Origin of the sequence: Micromonospora sp. NPDC049275 (assembly GCF_043197115.1) — a bacterium.
Lineage (GTDB): Bacteria > Actinomycetota > Actinomycetes > Mycobacteriales > Micromonosporaceae > Micromonospora.
Genome location: NZ_JBICSN010000010.1, coordinates 111252 through 133347 on the forward strand (window position 1 = coordinate 111252; position 22096 = coordinate 133347).

The 22096-nt window shown below is 71.5% G+C and carries 1 protein-coding gene (running past one end of the window); it reads left to right on the forward strand.

Translation table 11 applies throughout. The features are described from left to right. Positions 1-22096 carry the 5' portion of an SDR family NAD(P)-dependent oxidoreductase gene (locus ACGFIE_RS25490; RefSeq protein ID WP_393298930.1) on the forward strand. Its footprint extends 12980 nt past the window's final position, so the window shows 22096 of its 35076 coding nt (coding positions 1-22096); it begins with the start codon at positions 1-3; the stop codon falls past the right edge of the window.

The following is a 22096-nucleotide window of genomic DNA, read 5'->3' on the forward strand; positions in this document are numbered from 1 at the left end:
ATGGCAGCGAGCGATCCGAAACTGGTCGAGGCCCTCCGGGCCGCGCTGAAGGAGGCCGAGCGCCTCCGGAACCAGAACCGGCTGCTTACCAGCGCGGCCCGGGAACCGATCGCGATCGTGGGGATGGCCTGCCGTTACCCCGGCGGGGTCGAGTCGCCCGAGGACCTGTGGCGACTGGTCGCGGACGAGGTCGACGCGATCACCGGGTTCCCGGCGGATCGCGGGTGGGACCTGGAGCGGCTGTACGACCCGGACCCCGCCACCCGCGGCACCTCGTACGCCAGGGAGGGTGGGTTCCTGCACGACGCCGGCGAGTTCGACCCCGGCTTCTTCGGGATCTCCCCGCGTGAGGCGCTCGCGATCGACCCGCAGCAGCGGTTGCTGCTGGAGACGTCCTGGCAGGCCATGGAGCGGGCGGGCATCGACCCGACGGGCCTGCGGGGCAGCCGCACGGCGGTGTTCGCCGGGGTGATGTACCACGACTACGGGTCGCGCGGCCGGGTGCCCGGCGACCTGGAGGGCATGGTCGGCACCGGCAGCTCGGGCAGCATCGCCTCGGGCCGGGTGTCCTACTCGTTCGGCTTCGAGGGTCCCGCCGTCACGGTCGACACCGCGTGCTCGTCGTCGCTGGTCGCCCTGCACATGGCGGTGCAGGCGCTGCGGACCGGTGAGTGCGATTTGGCACTGGCCGGCGGTGCAACGGTGATGGCCACGCCGAACACCTTCGTCGAGTTCTCCCGCCAACGCGGCCTCTCGCCGGACGGGCGCTGCAAGTCGTTCGCGGCCGCCGCCGACGGGACCGGCTGGGGTGAGGGCGCCGGCGTGCTTCTCGTCGAACGGCTGTCGGACGCCCGCCGCAACGGACATCCCGTCCTCGCCGTGGTCCGGGGCAGCGCGATCAACCAGGACGGCGCGTCCAACGGGCTGACCGCCCCGAACGGCCCGTCCCAGCAGCGCGTGATCCGCCAGGCGCTGGCCAACGCGGGCCTGTCGGCCCCGGACGTGGACGTCGTCGAGGCGCACGGCACCGGCACCACCCTGGGTGACCCGATCGAGGCGCAGGCGTTGATCGCCACGTACGGCGCGGACCGTGCCGGCGGCGAGCCGTTGTGGCTCGGCTCGGTGAAATCCAACATCGGGCACACCCAGGCCGCAGCGGGCGTGGCCGGCGTGATCAAGATGGTCATGGCGATGCGGCACGGCGTTCTGCCGAAGACGCTGCACGTCGACGAGCCGTCGCCGCACGTGGACTGGTCGGCGGGCACGATGGCACTGCTGACCGAGGCGCGCGACTGGGCCGGGGGCGACCACCCCCGCCGGGCCGCGGTGTCGTCGTTCGGCATCTCCGGCACCAACGCGCATGTCATCGTCGAGCAGGTCACCCCGGAGCCGACCGAAGCCGAGCCCGTCGGCGTCCCGGTGGTGCCGTGGCTGGTGTCCGCCCGTACCCCCGCCGCCCTGCGGGACCAGGCGGCGAGGCTGGCCGCGCACCTCGCGTCCGCGGAGGCCGACCCGGTCGCGGTGGCGGCCGCCCTGCACGGTTCGCGGGCGCTGCTGGACCACCGCGCCGTGGTCGTTGGAACACGGCGGGAGGAGTTGCTGGCCGGGCTGGAGGCCGTGGCGGCGGGGGAGCAGAGGACCGGCGTCGTCACCGGTGCCGGTGAAGGCGGCCGGCTGGGCTTCCTGTTCTCGGGTCAGGGTAGTCAGAGGCTCGGTATGGGCCGTGAGTTGGCTGCCGAGTTCCCGTTGTTCGCCGAGGCCCTGGACGAGGTGCTGGAACGTCTCGATGTGCGGGGCGTGATGTGGGGTTCCGACGAGGAGGAGTTGCGCGAGACCGGTAACGCGCAGCCGGCGTTGTTCGCGTTCGAGGTGGCCCTGTTCCGGCTGCTGACGTCGTTTGGTGTCGAGCCGGATGTGTTGGTGGGTCACTCGATTGGGGAGATCGCCGCTGCCCACGTGGCGGGGGTCTTCTCCCTGGATGACGCGTGCGCGTTGGTCGACGCCCGTGCGCGGTTGATGCAGGCGTTGCCGGCGGGTGGGGCGATGCTCGCGGTCGCTGCGGCGGAGGCCGACGTGGTGCCGCTGCTGGACGAGTTCTGCGGGATCGCGGCGGTCAACGGCCCGTCGGCGGTCGTGGTCTCCGGGGCTGAGGAGAGTGTGGCCCGGGTCGAGGCGGCGTTGGTCGGGGTGCGGACGCGCCGGTTGCGGGTCAGTCACGCGTTCCACTCGCCGTTGATGGAGCCGATGCTGGAGGAGTTCCGGCAGGTGGCTGAGGGTTTGACCTATCGGCAGCCGAGTATCGCGCTGGCCATGAGCGGTGACCCGACCGATCCGGGTTACTGGGTGGAGCACGTACGTCAGGCTGTTCGGTTTGCCGACAACGTGGCCGCCGCGAACGTCGACATCGCGGTGGAGATCGGCCCCGACGGTGTCCTCAGCGGCCTGACCGAGGCGATCCCCACCGCCCGCAGGGACCGCGACGAGGCTCGCGTGTTCGTCGAGGCGCTCGGGCGGCTGCACGTCGCGGGCGTCGCCGTGGACTGGACCTCCTACCTCGGCGCTCCGGCCGGGCACGTCGACCTGCCCACCTACGCGTTCCAGCGCGAGCGCTACTGGCTGGAGGCCGGCCCGGCCGGCGGTGACCTGTCGACGTTCGGTCTCGGCGCGATCGAGCATCCGCTGCTCTCGGCGGTGGTGGCCGGTCCCGAGGACGGTGGCGTGGTGTGCACGGCGCGACTGTCGCGGGCCACGCACGCGTGGCTCGGCGATCACCGGGTCGGCGGGGTCGTGGTGCTGCCCGGCGCGGCCCAAGTGGAGATGGCGCTGCGCGCGGGCGAGACGGCCGGCTGCCCGGAACTGGCCGAGCTGACTCTGCGGACGCCCCTGGTGATCCCCGAGACCGGGGGTGTCCGGGTTCAGGTCCGGGTCGCAGCTCCAGACGCCGACGGACGGTGCGGCGTGGGAATCTACTCCCGCCCCGACTCCGGCCCGGAAACGGCCTGGGTCCAGCACTCGGAGGGCGTGCTCGCCGCCGGGGCCGGCCCGGTGCCAGCACCGGAACTGGTGGAGTGGCCGCCGGCGGGCGCCGTCGCGGTCGAGGCCGCCGAGCTCGCGGCCGAGACGGACGGTACGGGCGTCGACTACGGACCGATCTTCCATGGCCTCACCGCAGCCTGGCGGTGCGGCGACGACGTGTACGTCGACGTCGTACTGCCCGAGCCGGCCCACGACGACGCCCAGCGGTTCGGGCTCCACCCTGCCCTCCTGGACGCGGCACTGCAGGCGATCGCGTTCGGCGACCACCTCGACGACGCCGGCCCGGGGCGGGTGAACCTGCCGTTCGCGTGGACCCGCGTGGCGCTGCACGCCGTCGGGGCCACCCGCCTGCGGGTGCGGATCGCCCCGGGCGGCGCACGCGGCACCGTGCGGCTCACCGCGGCGGACCGGACCGGCGCGCCCGTGCTCGACATCGACAGCCTCGTGCTGCGTCCGGTCCAGGTCGACGAGATCGGCACGAACAGTCCCGGCGACCTCTTCCGTCTGGACTGGACGACCGTTACCGGCGGCGCCGTCGAGACCGGCCTGACCGTCCTGGGCGATGGTCTTCCGCAGCTGACCGGCCCCCGCTGTGCCGAGCTATCCGAGGCCGGCCCGGGGTGGATCGTCGCACCGGTCGGCGCGCATGACGACGTGCACGAAACCACCAGGGAAGTCCTCGAACTGCTCCAGCGGTGGCTGGCCGCCGACCGGACCGAACCGGCGAAACTGGTGGTGGTGACCCGCAACGCGGTCGCCGTCACCCGGGCCGAGGACGTGACACCCGCGCAGGCCGCCGTGTGGGGTCTCGTGCGGGTCGCGCAGACCGAGAACCCCGGCCAGCTGGTGCTGCTCGACACCGACGACACCGCCTCCGCGGCCGGGATCGCAGCGGCGCTCGGCGCCGGCGAAGCGCAGATCGCCGTACGCGGTGACGGCACGCTCGTCCCGCGACTGGCACGACTGACCGGCCCGGCCGAGACCGCACCCCCGGCGATCGACCCGCACGGCACCGTGCTCGTCACCGGCGGCACCGGCGGCCTCGGGGCGCTGGTTGCCCGCCACCTGGTGACCGGGCACGGCGTCCGACACCTCCTGCTGGTGAGCCGGCGTGGCGGTCACAGTCTGGGGGCCGGCGAGCTCCGCGACGAGCTGGCCGCCCTGGGCGCCGACGTGACGTTCGCCGAGTGTGACGTGGCCGTCCGCTCCGAGGTCGCGGCGCTGATCGACGCGGTGCCGGCCGAGCATCCGCTGACCGCCGTGGTGCACGCGGCGGGTGTGCTCGACGACTCCACGATCGGTGGGCTCACGCCGCAGCGGCTGACGGCCGTCCTGCGGCCCAAGGCCGACGCCGCCTGGCATCTGCACGAGCTGACCCGGGACCGGCAACTGTCGGCGTTCGTGCTGTTCTCCTCGGCCGCCGGCGTGCTCGGCGGCGCGGGCCAGGGCAACTACGCGGCCGGCAACGCGTTTCTGGATGCGGTGGCGCAGCACCGTCGCGCCCTCGGCCTGCCTGGCACGTCGCTGGCCTGGGGACCGTGGACGGGCACCGGCGGCATGGCCGAACGGCTGGCCGAAGCCCACGTCGACCGGATGTGGCGCACCGGCGTCGTCCCGCTGACGGTGGACGCGGGACTGGCCCTGTTCGACGCGGCTCTGGCCCGGAACCACGCGCTTCTCGTCCCGATGCGGCTCGACCCGCGCCCGCCGGCTGCGGCCGGTGACGCCCTGCCCGCCGTCCTCCGCGGCTTGGTCCGCGCCCTGCCCCGCCGGGCCGCGACCCCGCACACGGTCCAACTCGCCGGGAGCACCCCCGACGAGACCCGGGCCCTGCTCACCGATCTGGTGCGGGAGCAGGTCGCCGCGACCCTCGGTTTCACCGGTGGGGAAGCCATCGCGGTGGAGCAGCCGTTCCAGGACCTCGGGCTGGACTCCCTCACCGCCATCGAACTGCGTAACCGGCTCGCCACCGCCACCGGCTTGCGGTTGCCGGCCACCCTGACGTTCGACCATCCGAGCGTACGGGCCGTTGCCGGCTACCTGGCGGCCGAGCTGTCCGGCACCGCGATCGTGCCGGCCACGGTCGCTCTCGCCACCGTGGGCAGTGGCGAGCCGATCGCGATCGTGGGCATGGCGTGCCGTTACCCGGGTGGCGTGGAGTCCCCGGAGGATTTGTGGCGGCTGGTGTTCGACGGGGTCGACGCGGTGTCGGAGTTTCCGGGTGACCGGGGCTGGGACCTGGACGGGTTGTACGACCCGGATCCGGACAACCGTGGTACCTCGTACACCAGGCATGGTGGTTTTCTGCGGGATGCGGCGTCGTTCGATGCCGGGTTCTTCGGGATCAGCCCGCGAGAAGCGCTGGCGATGGATCCGCAGCAGCGGCTTCTGCTGGAGACCTCGTGGGAAGCCGCCGAACAGGCCGGGCTCGACCCGACCTCGCTGCGCGGATCACGCACGGGTGTCTTCGCCGGCCTGATGTACCACGACTACGGGTCGCTGCACGCGAGCGGCGAGCTCGAGGGGCTCGTCGGCACGGGCAACTCCGGCAGCGTGGTTTCCGGTCGGGTGGCGTACTCGTTCGGGTTCGAGGGTCCGGCGGTCACTGTGGACACGGCGTGTTCGTCGTCGTTGGTGGCTCTGCACATGGCGGTGCAGTCGTTGCGTTCGGGTGAGTGTGATCTGGCGTTGGCCGGTGGTGTGACGGTGATGGCGACGCCGGGCACGTTCGTGGAGTTCTCCCGTCAGCGTGGTCTCTCGCCGGACGGTCGGTGCAAGGCGTTCGCGGACTCGGCCGACGGCACTGGCTGGGCCGAGGGTGTTGGTGTGCTGTTGGTGGAGCGGCTCTCCGACGCGCGGCGCAACAACCACCAGATCCTTGCGGTGGTACGGGGTTCCGCGGTCAACCAGGACGGCGCGTCCAACGGGTTGACCGCCCCGAACGGCCCGTCGCAGCAGCGGGTGATCCGTCAGGCCCTGGCCAACTCGGGAGTGAACGCGGCCGACGTCGACGTGGTGGAGGCGCACGGTACCGGTACGACGTTGGGTGATCCGATCGAGGCGCAGGCCCTGATCGCGACCTACGGTCAGGACCGGGAACGCCCCCTGTTCTTGGGTTCGATCAAGTCGAACCTCGGGCACACGCAGGCGGCGGCGGGTGTCGCCGGTGTGATCAAGATGGTCATGGCGATGCGGCACGGGGTCCTCCCGAAGACGCTGCACGTGGACGAGCCGTCGCGGCACGTGGACTGGTCGGCGGGGGCGGTCGAGTTGCTGACCGACACCCGGCAGTGGGTCGCTGACCGGCCGCGACGGGCGGGCGTGTCGTCGTTCGGTATCTCCGGCACCAACGCGCACGTGATCATCGAGCAGGGGGAGCCGGAGCCGGGCGAGGCCGGGCGTCGCTCGCTGCCGGTGGTGCCGTGGCTGATCTCCGCGCGTTCCGTGGAAGGCTTGCGGGCCCAGGCGGCGAAGCTCCTGTCGATTGCCGACGGTGACGGTGACGTCGACGTCGCCGCGGTCGGGGCCGCGTTGCACGGTCGTCGTGCCGCGCTGGAGCATCGTGCCGTCGTCGTCGGTTCGCTGCGGGATGAGCTGGAGGCCGGGCTTCGCGCCGTCGCCGCGGGCGAGCAGGCCGTTGGTGTGGTGGTCGGCCGGTCCGGGGACGGTGGCCGGCTGGGGTTCCTGTTCTCGGGTCAGGGTAGTCAGCGCCTCGGTATGGGCCGTGAGTTGGCTGCCGAGTTCCCGGTGTTCGCCGACGCTCTCGACGAGGTGTTGCAACGTCTCGATGTGCGGGAGGTGATGTGGGGTTCGTCGGAGGAGGAGTTGCGCGAGACCGGTAACGCGCAGCCGGCGTTGTTCGCGTTCGAGGTCGCGTTGTTCCGGTTGCTGACGTCGTTCGGTGTCGAGCCGGATGTGTTGGTGGGTCATTCGATCGGGGAGATCGCGGCTGCCCATGTGGCGGGTGTGTTGTCTCTGGATGACGCGTGCACGCTCATCGCCGCCCGGGCCGGGTTGATGCAGGCGTTGCCGGCGGGTGGGGCGATGCTCGCGGTCGCCGCGCCGGAGGCTGATGTGGTGCCGCTGCTCGATGAGCGGGTGGGTATCGCGGCGGTGAACGGCCCGTCGGCGGTGGTGGTCTCCGGGGCTGAGGAGAGTGTGGCCCGGGTCGAGGCGGCGTTGGTCGGGGTGCGGACGCGCCGGTTGCGGGTCAGTCACGCGTTCCACTCGCCGTTGATGGAGCCGATGCTGGAGGAGTTCCGGCAGGTGGCTGAGGGTTTGACCTATCGGCAGCCGAGTATCGCGCTGGCCATGAGCGGTGACCCGACCGATCCGGGTTACTGGGTGGAGCACGTCCGTCAGGCTGTTCGGTTTGCCGACAACGTCGCCGCCGCCGGTGTGGACATCGCGGTGGAGATCGGCCCCGACGGGGTCCTCAGCGGCCTGACCGAGGCGATCCCCACCGCCCGCAAGGACCGCGACGAGGCTCAGGCGTTCGTCGAGGCGCTCGCCCGCCTGCATGTTTCGGGCAGTCCCGTCGAATGGCGGGAACTGCTCGGATCCGCGCCGCATGTCGCGCTGCCGACCTACGCGTTCCAGCGCGACCGCTACTGGCCCGCGGCCGAGCTGGCCGCCGGTGACGTCGCGGCCGCCGGTCTCACCACGATCCACCACCCGCTGCTCAGCGCGCTCGTCTCGACTCCCGACACGGCGGGGGTGACGATCACCGGCCGCCTGTCGGTGGCCACCCAACCGTGGCTCGCCGATCACGACGTGCTCGGCACAGTGCTGATGCCCGGCAGCGGCCTGCTCGAACTGGCCCTGCAGGCGGGGCACGAGATCGACTGCCCCGCCGTCCGGGAACTGACGCTGGGCACCCCCCTCGTGCTACCCGACCGCGGCGCCCTGCACCTGCGGGTGACCGTCGGCGGGCCGGACGAACTGGGCGTCCGGGACATCCGCATCCACACCCGCGGCGCGGACGACGTGGACGGCACCTGGACGGCGCATGCCACGGGAAAGCTCGGGCCCGCGGCGGAACCCCCGGCGACCGCACCGGCGGAATGGCCGCCGCCGGGCGCCACCGCCGTCGGCATCGAGGACGCCTACCAGTTCCTGCTCGACCGCGGCTACGCCTACGGACCCGCCTTCCGCGGCCTGCGCGCGGTGTGGCGGCGCGGCACCGACGTCTACGCCGAGGTCGAGCTGCCGGAGACGGTGCCCGCCAGCGCGGCGCGGTTCGGGCTGCACCCCGCCCTGCTGGACGCCGCCATGCACGCGCCGCTGCTGGACGACCGCGACCGGGGCACCGCCGAGCAGACCGTCCTGCCGTTCACCTGGACCGGCGTCACCCTGCACTCGGCAGGCGCGGCGTCGCTGCGGGTGCACTTCACCCGGCCCGGCGACCGCGAGGTCTCGGTGTTCGCCACCGACGTCACCGGCGCGCCGGTGCTGAGCGTGGAGTCCCTGGTGTCCCGGCCCGCTTCCGCCGATCAGCTCCGGGTCGGAAACGACGCGTTGTTCCGCACGGAGTGGTCGCCTTTGGTGGTTGCCGGTGGTGGTGAGTCGTCGGATTGGGTTGCGCTGCGGGTTCCTGCTTCGGGTGCGGATGTGCCGGCGGCGATTCGGGCGTCGGCGGTGTTGGTGTTGGGGCGTTTGCAGGAGTTTTTGGCCGAGGAGCGGGGTTCTCGGTTGGTGGTGGTGACGCGGGGTGCGGTGGCGGTGGGCCCTGATGAGCGGGTTGATCTTGGTGTGGCGCCGGTGTGGGGTTTGGTGCGTGCGGCGCAGGCGGAGAACCCGGGCCGGATCGTGTTGGTTGATCTGGATGGTTCGGATGAGTCGTTGTTGTCGGTGGTGGTGGCCTCGGGTGAGCCGGAGGTAGCGGTTCGCTCCGGTGTGGTGTTGGTGCCGCGGTTGGTGCGGGTCTTGGCGGAGTCCGGGTCGGTGCCGGTGGGGCTGGATCCGGAGGGCACGGTTCTGGTTACTGGTGGTACGGGTGGTTTGGGTGCTCTGGTTGCTCGTCATTTGGTCGGGCGTGGTGTGCGGCATCTGTTGTTGGTCAGTCGTCGTGGCGTGGAGGCGCCGGGTGCGGCTGATCTTGGGGATCTCGATGCGTCGGTGACGGTGGTGGCGTGTGATGTGTCTGATCGGGGTGCGGTTGCGGAGTTGATTGCGTCGGTTCCGGTGGAGCATCCGTTGACGGCGGTGGTGCATGCGGCGGGTGTGGGTGATACCGGTTTGGTGGGTTCGTTGTCGCCGGAGCGTTTTGATCGGGTGTTCGCGGCGAAGGCGGATGCGGCGTGGTATTTGCATGAGTTGACCGCGGATTTGGATTTGGCGGCGTTCGTGTTGTTCTCGTCGGCTGGTGGTCTCGTTTTGGCGGCGGGTCAGGGCACTTATGCGGCGGCGAATGTCTTTTTGGATGCGCTTGCGACTTATCGTCGTGGGTTGGGGTTGGCGGCGACGTCGTTGGCGTTTGGTTTGTGGGACACCGATACGGGTTTGTCGCAGCACCTTGGTGTGGCGGATGTGCAGCGGATGCGCCGGCAGGGGTTGCCGATGTTGTCGGTGGCTGACGGGTTGGCCGGTTTCGATGCGGGGCTGTCGAGCGACGAACCAGTGCTGGTGCCGTTGCGGGTTGATCCGGCCGCGCTGGGTGAGCGCGCTGACCTGCCCGCGGTCCTTCGCGGGTTCGTGCGGCAGCGGCGCCAGGCGTCACGGGCCGATGCCGGTGCGGCCACGTCCGTGCTGGCGCGGCAGCTCGCCGCGATGGGGGCGGGAGAGCGCGCCCGTACCGTTCTGAAGCTGGTCCGGGAGAAGGTCGCGCAGGTCCTCGGGCACGCGTCGACAGCGGCCATCGAGCCCGGTCGGGCCTTCCAGGAGCTGGGCTTCGACTCGCTCACCGCCGTCGAGCTCCGCAACGAACTCAACCGCGCCACCGGACTGGGACTGCCGTCCACCCTCGTGTTCGACCACCCGAACGCCCAGGCCGTCGCGCGGCACATGGAGTCGGAGCTGACCGGCGGTGGCGCCTCGCCCGAGGCCGTGCCGGTCGCGGCGGCGAACGACGAGCCGATCGCGATCGTCGGCATCGGCTGTCGCTACCCGAGTGGCGTCACCGGACCCGAGGAGCTCTGGCGGCTGGTCGCCGATGAGGTGGACGCCGTCTCGAGCTTCCCCGACGACCGAGGCTGGAACGTCGAGCAGGTCTACGACCCGGAGCCGGGCGTGCCGGGCAAGACGTACACCCGGGCGGGTGGGTTCCTGTACGACGCCGCCGACTTCGACCCGGAGTTTTTCGGGATCGCGCCGCGCGAGGCGCTCACCATGGACCCGCAGCAGCGGTTGCTGCTGGAGGCGTCGTGGGAGGCGTTCGAGCACGCGGGGATCGACCCGCACTCCCGTCGGGGCAGCCGCACCGGCGTGTACGCGGGCGTCATGTACCACGACTACGGCCTCGGTCAGCCGGGCTGGACCAGCGGCGGCAGCCTCATCTCCGGGCGGGTGTCCTACACGCTCGGACTCGAAGGCCCCGCCGTCACGGTCGACACGGCGTGCTCGTCGTCCCTGGTCGCCCTGCACCTGGCGGCGCAGGCGCTGCGCACCGGCGAATGCGACCTGGCCCTCGCCGGCGGTGTCACGGTGATGGCCAGCCCGGGGATGTTCATTGAGTTCTCCCGGCAGCGCGGGCTGTCGGCGGACGGCCGATGCAAGTCGTTCGCCGACACGGCCGACGGTGCCGGCTGGGCCGAGGGCGTGGGCGTGCTGCTCGTCGAACGGCTCTCCGACGCCCGCCGTAACGGCCACGACGTCCTGGCCGTCGTCCGGGGCAGCGCGATCAACCAGGACGGCGCCTCCAACGGCATCACCGCGCCCAACGGCCCCACCCAGGAGCGGGTCATCCGACAGGCGCTGGCCAACGCCGGCCTCACCACCTCGGACGTCGACGTGGTGGAGGCGCACGGCACCGGCACGACGCTGGGCGACCCGATCGAGGCGCAGGCGCTGATCGCCACGTACGGCCAGGACCGGGACTCGGGCCGGCCGCTGTGGCTCGGCTCGGTGAAGTCGAACATGGGTCACGCCCAGGCCGCGGCGGGTGTGGCCGGTGTGATCAAGATGGTCATGGCGATGCGGCACGGTGTGCTGCCGCGGACCCTGCACGTGAACCAGCCGTCGCGGCACGTGGACTGGTCGGCGGGTGCGGTCGAGCTGCTGACGCGGTCGAGGCAGTGGGCCGGCGAGGGGCCGCGACGGGCGGGTGTGTCGTCGTTCGGTATCTCCGGCACCAACGCGCACGTGATCCTCGAACAGGCACCCGAGACCGAGGTCCCGGTCGCGGAGCGGTCGCCGGCGGGGACTCTGGCGTGGACGCTGTCCGCCGGGTCGCCCGAGGCCCTGCGTGCGCAGGCGGACCGGCTGCGCGCCTGGCTGGCCGACCGGCCGGAGGCGGACCCGCGTGACGTGGGTTGGTCGCTGGCCTCGGGCCGGGCGGCCCTGACGCACCGCGCGGTGGTGGTCGGCGACGACCGCGACCGGTTGCTGGCGGCGCTGGAGGTGCTCGCCGCCGGGGAGGTCGGGCCGGGGGTGTTCAGCGGCACCGCACGGGCGGACGGCCGGCTGGGGTTCCTGTTCTCGGGTCAGGGTAGTCAGCGCCTCGGTATGGGCCGTGAGTTGGCCGCCGAGTTCCCGGTGTTCGCTCAGGCCCTGGACGAGGTGCTGCATCGCCTGAACGTCCGGGACGTGATGTGGGGCTCCGACCCGGAGGAGTTGCAGAAGACCGGCAACGCCCAACCGGCCCTGTTCGCTTTCGAGGTTGCTCTCTATCGACTTCTGACCTCGTTCGGCATCGAGCCTGATGTGTTGGTGGGCCACTCGATCGGGGAGATCGCGGCCGCCCATGTGGCGGGTGTGTTCTCTCTGGATGACGCGTGCGCGTTGGTCGCCGCTCGGGCGCGGTTGATGCAGGCGTTGCCGGCGGGTGGGGCGATGCTCGCGGTTGCTGCGCCGGAGGCTGATGTGGTGCCGCTGCTCGATGACCGGGTGGGTATCGCGGCGGTGAACGGCCCGTCGGCGGTGGTGGTCTCCGGCGCTGAGGAGAGTGTGGCCCGGGTCGAGGCGGCGTTGGTCGGGGTGCGGACGCGCCGGTTGCGGGTCAGTCACGCGTTCCACTCGCCGTTGATGGAGCCGATGCTGGACGAGTTCCGGCGGGTGGCTGAGGGCCTGGCCTATCGGCAGCCGAGCATCGCGTTGACTATCAGCGGTGACCCGACCGACCCAAGTTATTGGGTGGAGCACGTCCGGCAGGCTGTTCGCTTCGCCGACAACGTGGCCGCCGCCGGTGCGGACATCGCGGTGGAGATCGGCCCCGACGGGGTCCTCAGCGGCCTGACCGATGCGATCCCCACCGCCCGCAAGAACCGCGACGAGGTGGTGTCGTTCGTCGAGGCGCTCGCCCGCCTGCACGTCGCGGGCGTCGCCGTCGACTGGACCGGCCTGTTCGGAACGGCCCGGCGCGTCCCACTTCCGACGTACGCGTTCCAGCGCGAGCGGTTCTGGCAGGACGCCGTGACCGTGCGGGACACCGCCGAAGCGGTCGGGCTCGGCGACGCCGACCACCCGCTGCTCGGCGCGGTCACCGAGATCCTCGGCACCGGCGGTCTGCTGCTGACCGGCCGGCTGTCGGCGGCCACCCACCCGTGGCTGACCCACCACCTGGTCAACGACACGCTCGTCGTGCCGGGCACGGCGCTGGTGGAGATGGCCGTACGCGCCGGCGACGAGACCGGCTGCACCGCCCTGGCCGAACTCACCCTGCAGGCGCCGATGGTGCTCGTGGACGGCGCCGCCGTCCACGTCCAGGTCGTCGTCGGTGGCCCCGACAGTCGGGGCGATCGAACCGTGGCGATCCACTCCAGCCCCGACCGGGAGACCTGGACCTGCCACGCGACCGGTCTGCTCACCGCCGATGCCGCACAGCCGGGCACCGGCCTCACCGCGTGGCCGCCCTCCGGCGCCCAGCCCGTCGACCTCGACGGCTTCTACGACCGGCTCCTCGACCTCGGCCTGCGGTACGGCCCGCTCTTCCAGGGGCTGCGAGCGGCCTGGCGCGGCTTGGACGCGGTCTACGGCGAGATCGTCCTCCCCGAGCAGGGGCACGACGACGTGGCCCGCTTCGGTCTGCACCCGGCCCTGCTCGACGCGGCACTGCACACCGCCGGCGTCGGCGACTTCCTCGACGAGACCGTCGCGGGCCAGCCCTTCCTGCCGTTCTCGTGGCAGCGGGTCGCCCTGCACGCCACCAGGGCCACGGCGCTGCGTGTGCGGGTTGCGGCGGCCGGCCCGAACACCGTCACGGTCGAGGTTGCCGACTCGGCCGGGGCGCCGGTGGCGCACGTCGGCTCGCTCGCGTTCCGGGCGACCCGCGCCGGGCGGACCGTCGCGAACCCGCCACTGTTCCGCACCGGATGGACCCGGCTGTCCGATCCCGGCCGGCCGGCCGGAGACTGGTCCCGCTTCGACGTGCCCCGGTCCGCCGGCGACGTGCCGGCGGCCGTCCGGACGGTGACGACGGCGGTGCTCGAACGGATCCAGGAGTTCCTGGCGGACGACCGGTCGGCGGGAGCCCGCCTGGTCGTGGTGACCCGGGGCGCGGTGGCGCCCGGCCCCGACGAGGACGTCGACCTCGGCCAGGCCCCGGTGTGGGGTCTGGTGCGGGCCGCGCAGGCAGAGAACCCGGGCCGAATCGTGCTGGTCGACTTGGACGACGACGACTCGATCCCGGCGGCCGCGGTTGCCTCGGGGGAGCCGGAGCTGGCGATCCGGCACGGCGTGATGCTGGCGCCGCGCCTGGAGCGGGCCGCCGGCGAGCCCGGCCCGGCTCTGCTCGACCCGGAGGGCACCGTCCTGGTGACCGGCGGCACCGGCGGTCTGGGCGCCCTGGTCGCGCGGCGGCTGGTCGCCGAGCACGGCGTGCAGCACCTGCTCCTGGTCAGCCGTCGTGGCGCGGACGCGCCCGGGGCCGACGACCTGCTGGAGCTGGGCGCGTCGGTGACGGTGGTGGCCTGTGACGTCGCCGATCGGGGCGCCGTCGCCGACCTGATCGCGTCGGTTCCGGCCGAGCATCCGCTGACCGCCGTGGTCCACGCCGCCGGAATCGGCGACAACGGCCTCGTCGGCTCGCTGACCCCGGCCCGTCTCGCGCCGGTGTTGGCCGCCAAGGCGGACGCGGCCTGGCACCTGCACGAGCTGACCGCCGGCCTGGACCTGGCGGCGTTCGTGCTGTTCTCGTCGGCCGGTGGTCTGGTGCTGGCGGCCGGCCAGGGCTCGTACGCGGCGGCGAACGTCTTCCTCGACGCGCTGGCCCTCCACCGCCGCCGGGCCGGGCTGCCGGGCACGTCCCTGGCGTTCGGCATGTGGGCCACCGAGACCGGCCTGACCCGCGAGCTCGGCGCCGTGGACCTCGACCGCCTGCACCGGCAGGGAATTCCGCCGCTGTCGGTCGAGGAGGGGCTGGCCGCGTTCGACGCCGGCCTGACGACCGCCGAGGCGACCCTCGTTCCGCTGCGGGTCGACACCGCCGCGCTGCGAACCCGGGCCGACGTTCCGGCGTTGCTGCGCGGGCTCGTGGCCCCCCGGGTCAGCCGGTCGGTCGCCGACCACGACCGGAGCGAACCGGGGCGGCCGCTGCTGGATGTGGTGCGGGAGAAGGTCGCAACAGTGCTCGGCTACGCGTCGCCGGACCGGGTCGATCCAGCGAAGGCGTTCCAGGAACTCGGGTTCGACTCGTTGTCCGCGGTGGAACTGCGTAATGAGCTGAACGCGGCGACCGGTCTGCGGTTGCCGGCGACGCTGGTGTTCGACTACCCGAACGCGCTGGCCGTGGCCGGGCACATCGAGTCGGAGTTGACCGGCGGCGGCGGGGCCGTCCAGGAGGTCGTGGCGGTGGCGCCGGCGAACGACGAGCCGATCGCGATCGTGGGCATGGCGTGCCGCTATCCGGGTGGGGTGGAGTCGCCGGAGGATCTGTGGCGGCTGACCGCCGGCGGGGTGGACGCCATCTCGGATTTCCCGGGCGACCGGGGCTGGGATCTGGATGCGCTGTATGACCCGGATCCGGACAACCGTGGTACCTCGTACACCAGGCATGGTGGTTTTCTGGGGGATGCGGCGCTCTTCGACGCCGGGTTCTTCGGCATCAGCCCCCGCGAGGCGCTGGCGATGGATCCGCAGCAACGCCTCCTGCTCGAGACCTCGTGGGAGGCGGTCGAGCGGGCCGGCATCGACCCGGCTCGGCTGCGCGGAAGCCGGACGGGTGTGTTCGCCGGCCTCATGTACCACGACTACGGATCACTGTCGCCGCGCGCCCGTGGTGAGCTGGAAGGGCTCATCGGGACCGGCAGTTCTGGCAGCGTGGTGTCCGGCCGGGTCGCCTACACCCTGGGCTTCGAGGGCCCGGCTGTCACGGTCGACACCGCCTGCTCGTCGTCGCTGGTCGCGCTGCACCTGGCGGTGCAGTCGCTGCGCTCGGGTGAGAGTGACCTGGCGCTCGCCGGCGGTGTCACCATCATGGCCACGCCGGGCACGTTCATCGAGTTCTCTCGGCAGCGCGGGCTCGCACCGGACGGGCGCTGCAAGGCGTTCGGCGCCGGAGCGGACGGCGCGGGCTGGTCCGAGGGTGTCGGTGTGCTGCTTGTGGAGCGGCTCTCCGACGCGCGGCGCAACAACCACAAGATCCTTGCGGTGGTACGGGGTTCCGCAGTCAACCAGGACGGCGCGTCCAACGGGTTGACCGCCCCGAACGGGCCCTCGCAGCAACGGGTGATCCGCCAGGCCCTGGCCAACGCTGGTCTGTCCACGTCAGACGTCGACGTTGTCGAGGCGCACGGAACGGGCACGACGCTTGGTGACCCGATCGAGGCGCAGGCGTTGATTTCGACCTACGGCCAAAACCGGGAACGGCCCCTGCTGCTCGGCTCGATCAAGTCCAACATCGGGCACACCCAGGCCGCCGCCGGTGTCGCCGGTGTGATCAAGATGGTCATGGCGATGCGCCACGGCGTGCTGCCCAGGACGCTGCACGTCGACGAGCCGTCCCGGCACGTCGATTGGTCGGCCGGGGCGGTCGAGTTGCTGGCCGAGCCGCGTGAGTGGACCGGTGATGGCCGGCCGCGCCGGGCGGGTGTGTCGTCGTTCGGCATCTCCGGCACCAACGCGCACGTGATCATCGAGGAGGCGCCCGAGGCCGAGGTGCCGATCGTGCGGCGCCCCGCACCGGCGGTGCTGCCGTGGCTGCTCTCCGCGCGCACCGCCGACGGCCTGCGCGCCCAGGCGGCCAAGCTCCTGTCCGTCGTGGACGGCCGGGACGACGTCGTCGCGGTGAGCGCGGCGCTGGCGGTGACGCGTACGGCGATGGAGCACCGTGCGGCGGTGGTCGGCCGAGACGCTGCCGACCTCGTGGCCGGACTGGAAGCGCTCGCCGCGGGCGGGGCCGGACTGCGGGACACCGCCAGGACGGGACGCCGGCTGGCGTTCCTGTTCTCGGGTCAGGGTAGTCAGCGCCTCGGTATGGGCCGTGAGTTGGCCGCGGAGTTCCCGGTGTTCGCCGAGGCCCTGGACGAGGTGCTGCATCGCCTGAACGTCCGGGACGTGATGTGGGGCTCCGACCCGGAGGAGTTGCAGAAGACCGGCAACGCGCAGCCGGCCCTGTTTGCCTTCGAGGTTGCTCTCTATCGACTTCTGACCTCGTGCGGCATCGAGCCTGATGTGTTGGTGGGCCACTCGATCGGGGAGATCGCGGCCGCCCATGTGGCGGGTGTGTTGTCGCTGGATGACGCGTGCGCGTTGGTCGACGCTCGGGCGCGGTTGATGCAGGCGTTGCCGGCGGGTGGGGCGATGCTCGCGGTTGCTGCGCCGGAGGCCGATGTGCTGCCGCTGCTGGACGAGTTCTGCGGGATCGCGGCGGTCAACGGCCCGGCGGCGGTGGTGGTCTCCGGGGCTGAGGAGAGTGTGGCCCGGGTCGAGGCGGCGTTGGTCGGGGTGCGGATGCGCCGGTTGCGGGTCAGTCATGCGTTCCATTCGCCGTTGATGGAGCCGATGCTTGCGGAGTTCCGGCAGGTGGCCGAGGGGTTGAGCTATCAGGAGCCGGTCGTCGAGCTGGCCGTCAGCGGTGATCCGACCGACCCCGGTTACTGGGTCGAGCACGTCCGGCAGGCCGTTCGCTTCGCCGACAATGTGGCTGCCGCGAACGCCGAGGTCGCGGTGGAGATCGGCCCCGACGGTGTTCTCAGTGGGCTGACCGAGGCGGTACCTACCGCCCGCAAGGACCGCGACGAGGTGCACAGCTTCATCGAGGTGCTCACCCGCCTGCACATCTCGGGCAGCGCCGTCGACTGGTCCACCATCACCGGCGTGGCCGGCCCCTTCGCGGAGCTGCCGACCTACGCGTTCCAGCGGGACCGGTACTGGCTGGAGCCCGCCCCCGCCGCCGGTGACCTGTCCGCCGTCGGACTGACCGCGATCGAGCACCCGCTGCTGCCCGCCGGAACGGAACTTCCCGACGGCGACACGTACGTGTTCTCCGGACACCTGTCACCGTCGTCGCAGCCGTGGCTCGCCGACCACGAGGTGCTGGGCACGGTGCTGCTGCCGGGCGCGGGCCTGGTGGAACTCGCCCTCCAGGCCGGCCACGAGGTGGGCACTCCGGTTCTCGAGGAACTGACCCTCCAGGCGCCGCTGCTGCTGCCCCCGCACGGCACGCGGATCCGGGTCGTGGTCGCCGCGCCGGACGAGACCGGTACCCGCGCCGTGACCGTCCACAGCCGCGACGACGGCGCCTGGAGCCTGAACGCATCCGGCACGCTCGGCCACGACACGGCCGAAGCCGGAGTCCGGCTGGACGAGTGGCCACCGGCCGGCGCCACGGCGGTCGGCGTGGACGATGCCTACGACGTGTTCGCCGAGCGCGGCTACGCCTACGGCCCGGCCTTCCGCGGCCTCACCGCGGTATGGGAACGAGGCGACGAGGTGTTCGCCGAGGTGGTCCTGCCCGAGCGGATGGCCACCGACGCCGGGCGGTTCGGCGTGCACCCGGTGCTGCTCGACTCGACCATGCACGCGCTGCTGGCCACCGACCGGGGAACGGTCACGGTGCTGCCGTTCGCGTGGTCCGGGGTGCGCCTGCACGCCACCGGCGCGAGCCGCCTGCGGGTGCGGATCTCCCGGTCCAGCGGCGCGATCGTGGCCGCCGACGAGACCGGCGCGCCGGTGCTGACCGTGGAGTCCCTGGCGTCCCGGCCGGTGGAGGCCGATCAGCTCCGGGCCGGAAACGACGCGTTGTTCCGTACGGAGTGGTCGCCGTCGCCGGCCCTTGGTGGTGGTGGTGAGTCGTCGGAGTGGGTCGTGTTGCGGGTTCCTGCTTCGGGTGCGGATGTGCCGGCGGCTATTCGGGCGTCGGCGGTGTCGGTGTTGGGGCGGCTACGTGAGTTTTTGGCCGAGGAGCGGGGTTCTCGGTTGGTGGTGGTGACGCGGGGTGCGGTGGCGGTGGGCCCTGATGAGCGGGTTGATCTTGGTGTGGCGCCGGTGTGGGGTTTGGTGCGTGCGGCGCAGGCGGAGAACCCGGGCCGGGTGGTGTTGGTTGATCTGGATGGTTCGGATGAGTCGTTGTTGTCGGTGGTGGTGGCCTCGGGTGAGCCGGAGGTAGCGGTTCGCTCCGGTGTGGTGTTGGTGCCGCGGTTGGTGCGGGTCTCGGCGGAGTCCGGGTCGGTGCCGGTGGGGCTGGATCCGGAGGGCACGGTTCTGGTCACTGGTGGTACGGGTGGTTTGGGTGCTCTGGTTGCTCGTCATTTGGTCGGGCGTGGTGTGCGGCATCTGCTTCTGGTCAGTCGTCGTGGGGCGCTGGCGCCGGGTGCGGCTGATCTTGGGGATCTCGATGCGTCGGTGACTGTGGTGGCGTGTGATGTGTCTGATCGGGGTGCGGTTGCGGAGTTGATTGCGTCGGTTCCGGTGGAGCATCCGTTGACGGCGGTGGTGCACGCGGCGGGTGTTGGTGATTCGGGTTTGGTGGGTTCGTTGTCGCCGGAGCGTTTTGATCGGGTGTTCGCGGCGAAGGCGGATGCGGCGTGGTATTTGCATGAGTTGACCGCGGATCTGGATTTGGCGGCGTTCGTGTTGTTCTCGTCGGCTGGTGGTCTCGTTTTGGCGGCGGGTCAGGGCACTTATGCGGCGGCCAACGTTTTCCTGGACGCTTTGGCGGCGCATCGTCGTGGGTTGGGGTTGGCGGCGACGTCGTTGGCGTTCGGGTTGTGGGACACCGACACCGGTTTGTCGCAGCAGTTGGGTGCGGCGGATGTGCAGCGGATGCGCCGGCAGGGGTTGCCGATGTTGTCGGTGGCGGACGGGTTGGCCGGTTTCGATGCCGGGCTGTCTGGGGGCGTGGCCAATCTCGTACCTCTGCGGGTCGACACCGCCGCCCTGCGTGATCGCACCGACCTTCCGGCGTTGTTGCGTGGTCTGGTTCGGCGGCCCCGGACGACCGCGCGAGCTGCGGTGGCCGGGCCGGTTGTCACGTTGTCTGGTCCGCAGGTGTTGGAGTTGGTGCGGGAGAGGGTTGCGGGGGTGCTCGGGCATGCCTCGGGTGCGGCGGTCGAACCTGGCCGGGCGTTTCAGGAGCTCGGGTTTGATTCGTTGACCGCGGTGGAGTTGCGTAATGAGTTGAACGCGGCGACGGGTTTGCGGTTGCCGGCGACGTTGGTGTTCGACTATCCGAACGCGTTGGCCGTCGCCCGGCACGTCGAATCCGAGTTGAGCGGTGGCGGCGCGGTCCAGGAAGTGGTGACGGCCGCGGTGACCAGTGATGAGCCGATCGCGATCGTGGGTATGGCGTGTCGTTACCCGGGCGGGGTGGAGACGCCCGAGGACCTGTGGCGGCTGGTCGCTGGCGGGGTGGACGCGATGTCGGACTTCCCGGTCGATCGGGGTTGGGATCTGGATGGCCTCTACGATCCGGAGCCGGGTGCGGCGGGGAAGACGTACACCAGGACCGGTGGTTTTCTGTATGACGCCGCGCATTTCGATCCGGCGTTCTTCGGGATCTCCCCGCGTGAGGCGCTCGGTATGGACCCGCAGCAGCGGTTGCTGCTGGAGGCGTCGTGGGAGGCGTTCGAGCACGCGGGCATCGATCCGCGGTCTCGGCAGGGGAGCCGCACGGGTGTGTTCGCGGGCGTCATGTATCACGACTACGGCCTGTCTCTGCCTGGTGCGACCGGCAGTGGGAGTCTGATCACGGGCCGGGTGTCGTACACGTTTGGGTTCGAGGGTCCGGCGGTCAGTGTGGACACGGCGTGTTCGTCGTCGTTGGTGGCTCTGCACATGGCGGTGCAGTCGTTGCGTTCGGGTGAGTGTGATCTGGCGTTGGCTGGTGGTGTCACGGTGATGGCGACGCCGGGCACGTTCGTGGAGTTCTCCCGTCAGCGTGGTCTCTCGCCGGACGGGCGGTGCAAGGCGTTCGCGGACACGGCCGATGGCACCGGCTGGGGTGAGGGTGTCGGTGTGCTGCTGGTGGAGCGGCTCTCCGACGCGCGACGCAACAACCATCAGATCCTTGCGGTGGTACGGGGTTCCGCGGTCAACCAGGACGGCGCGTCCAACGGCATCACGGCGCCGAACGGGCCCTCGCAGCAGCGGGTGATCCGCCAGGCCCTGGCCAACTCGGGAGTGAACGCGGCGGACGTCGACGTGGTGGAGGCACACGGCACCGGCACGACGCTAGGTGACCCCATCGAGGCCCAGGCCCTCATCGCGACCTACGGCCAGGGCCGGCCGGCGGACCGTCCGCTCCGACTCGGCTCGGTGAAGTCGAACATCGGGCACGCCCAGGCGGCCGCGGGTGTGGCCGGTGTGATCAAGATGGTCATGGCGATGCGGCACGAGACGCTGCCGAAGACCCTGCACGTGGACCAGCCGTCCCGGCACGTGGACTGGTCGGCCGGCGCGGTCGAGTTGCTGACCGACACCCGGCAGTGGACCGCCGACCGGCCGCGACGGGCGGGTGTGTCGTCGTTCGGTATCTCCGGGACCAACGCGCACGTGATTCTCGAACAGGCACCCGAGACCGAGATACCGGTCATGGAAAAGCCCGCGCCGGTGGTGCTGCCGTGGCTGATCTCCGCGCAGTCGGCGGCTGGGCTGCGAGCACAGGCGACCAAGCTTCTGTCGTTTGTGGAGGGTGACGTCGACGTCGCCGCGCTGGGGGCCGCCCTGCACGGTCGTCGTGCCGCGTTGGAGCACCGTGCCGCCGTCGTCGGATCGGTGAGGGACGAGCTGGTTGCCGGGCTTCGCGCCGTCGCCGCGGGCGAGCAGGCCGTTGGTGTGGTGGTCGGCCGGTCCGGGGAGGGCGGCCGGCTGGGGTTCCTGTTCTCGGGTCAGGGTAGTCAGCGCCTCGGTATGGGCCGTGAGTTGGCCGCCGAGTTCCCGGTGTTCGCTCAGGCCCTGGACGAGGTGCTGCAACGCCTGAACGTCCGGGACGTGATGTGGGGCTCCGACCCGGAGGAGTTGCAGAAGACCGGCAACGCCCAACCGGCCCTGTTCGCGTTCGAGGTCGCTCTCTATCGACTTCTGACCTCGTTCGGCATCGAGCCTGATGTGTTGGTGGGCCACTCGATCGGGGAGATCGCGGCCGCCCACGTGGCGGGTGTGTTGTCCTTGGATGACGCGTGCGCGTTGGTCGACGCTCGGGCGCGGTTGATGCAGGCGTTGCCGGCGGGTGGGGCGATGCTCGCGGTCGCCGCGCCGGAGGCCGATGTGGTGCCGCTGCTGGACGAGTTCTGCGGGATCGCGGCGGTCAACGGCCCGGCGGCGGTGGTGGTCTCCGGGGCTGAGGAGAGTGTGGCCCGGGTCGAGGCGGCGTTGGTCGGGGTGCGGACGCGCCGGTTGCGGGTCAGTCACGCGTTCCACTCGCCGTTGATGGAGCCGATGCTGGACGAGTTCCGGCAGGTGGCCGAGGAGCTCACCTACCGGCAGCCGAGTATCGCGCTGGCCATGAGTGGTGAGCCGACCGATCCGG